The sequence below is a fragment of the Bacteroidota bacterium genome, assembly GCA_034723125.1.
GTDB lineage: Bacteria > Bacteroidota > Bacteroidia > CAILMK01 > JAAYUY01 > JAYEOP01.
In genome coordinates this window covers 1-1,983 of record JAYEOP010000465.1, presented here as the reverse complement: position 1 = coordinate 1,983, position 1,983 = coordinate 1, and the positions used below count along the sequence as shown (strand labels likewise).

At 30.2% G+C, this 1,983-nt stretch carries 1 protein-coding gene and 1 pseudogene; both read right to left on the bottom strand.

What is annotated here, in order from left to right; genetic code table 11:
- Positions 1-369: 369 nt before the first annotated feature.
- A complete protein-coding gene (locus U9R42_12100; protein ID MEA3496759.1) occupies positions 370-1,374 on the bottom strand; it encodes a hypothetical protein in 1,005 nt (334 codons plus the stop codon).
- 314 nt (positions 1,375-1,688) lie between these two features.
- Positions 1,689-1,851: pseudogene (locus U9R42_12095) on the bottom strand (IS5/IS1182 family transposase).
- Positions 1,852-1,983 lie beyond the last annotated feature (132 nt).

Genomic DNA, 1,983 nt, shown 5'->3' with positions numbered 1-1,983 from the left:
AGGATAAACCAAGCGGGTCTTACCGAAAGTATTCGGCACAGGCTGTACTTGTAGGTAACGGCAGTCTGTCTAATAAGTCCGAATATTGATATTTGTACACAATCAGTAATATCCCAAATAGATGTTTTTATTACCTATCAATTTGTTCCTGATTCAAAAAATAATATTGGTTGGAGATGTAGCATAAATACTGCTGAAACAGTTATAAATGGATTTAATACCGCTGTTTCAAAGACAGTTGCCGATTCAATATTGAAGAGCTGGGGTGTTTATTAATACCCCAACTAGTCCGAGCTGGCAGGAATCCAAAGGCTAATCTATGCAAAAAGTTTATCTCAAAATAAAAGATTGAATCAAAATCAATATCTTCTATTTCATTTTACAATTGTTTAAACGCTTAATGGTTGAAGAACTAATCCTTTTCCTTTCCCCCAAAAAAACACCATATGTTTTTGCAAGTGGTTCATAAGTATTCAAATCAATTACCAGTTGATAATATAAATGATCAGGCCTAATTTTAGTAGTAAATGGGTCTGTATATGCCGGATTAACCCCTCCTTTAAAAGGGACTAAAATAAGCAGGGCGTTGCCTTCTGTAGGGTTTAAAATTATTTCATTTAATTCTTTGGTCTCTTTGAAAGCTAATTTGTAATCATACTTTTGTTTTATAACAGAATAGTCATTTCTCTTTGGTACAAGTGAATTATCAATATAGAGCGTGTAATTATTAAGTTTTGAGCAATTGTATTTGTGTTTTTTATCAGTAAATTTTCCAAACCTATATTTTTTAAGATCATTGTTAATGCTTTCCTTGATATTTAATTGCATTAGCTTTATTGAAACCAAGAGTTCCTCATAAGTAAAGTCATTCCATATATTATCAATAGATGGAATATAAAATGAGTACGATTTATATTTCATAGTACCATCAGCACCAAAATAAAAGAAAGTTGGAAGCTCATGAGTAAATTCTTTGGTTTTAAAATCTCTTTGCTGATACCAATCAAATTGCAATATGGAATATTGTGATTTAGATCCTTTGATAACCTTGGATGCTTCAGCATAAGTCATAAACTCTATACTTTCATTTAGTTTCCATTCATCTTCTATTACTTTTTTCAGTGTTGTATTAATGCTACTAACGAAAGATTCATATTTCTCAAGCTGATTCTTATGTTTTTGTTTTTTCTTTTCAGAATTAGCTTTCTCAATTTTTTTGGTGAGTTTATCAATATCGTGAGAATAATCTTCAGCTATAACAATTAGTTTTCGTTTTGTAAGTTCTTCAAGATCAGAAGCGGATGCAGTAACAATTTGTGCTTTTGAACTAAATAATATTAAAGTTGAAATTAGAATTAAGAATGTAATTTTCATTGTATTGCATTTAGGTGGGTTCTAAAAATTCATTTTTAAACTATTGATTCGAGATAAATCGCAGAACCCGTTAAACGATTTTCCTAAATCAGTTCAAATTTACATTATTATTTTTAATTATTACATATCAAATTTTTTTTCTCAAATTTTGACTAATACTAAACCATTCATGTTTTGTTCCACCCCCGTCCTTGTTTTTGATTTCTTATTATTGCTCATTTTTTGTTCATTTCATATTTACTTATCCCTTTTTCCTGATCTTCACCTGTATAGGCACTATCAGCATGGAAATCCTGACCTGCATCATCTTCGATTAGTAAATCATCCAATGACTGTGAATCGTGAACAGATGCATCTGTAACTTCATAGTTGTCAATAAATTTGCTTTTTGTGTTTCTTCTTGTTGGGTTTATCATTCCATAGTTCATTTCCTTTGCCTTCTTTTATCTTTTTGTTTTCATCTCGGGTATTTCGTGAATTGCCATATCATGAACACCTTTAAAATAATATTAGATTGGTGAATAAAGAAAGGAATTAATAGCAAACCCCTAAAAGCAAAAAAAAAGGCAATCAATTATTGACTGCCTTTTTTTCTAATTATTAAGAAAA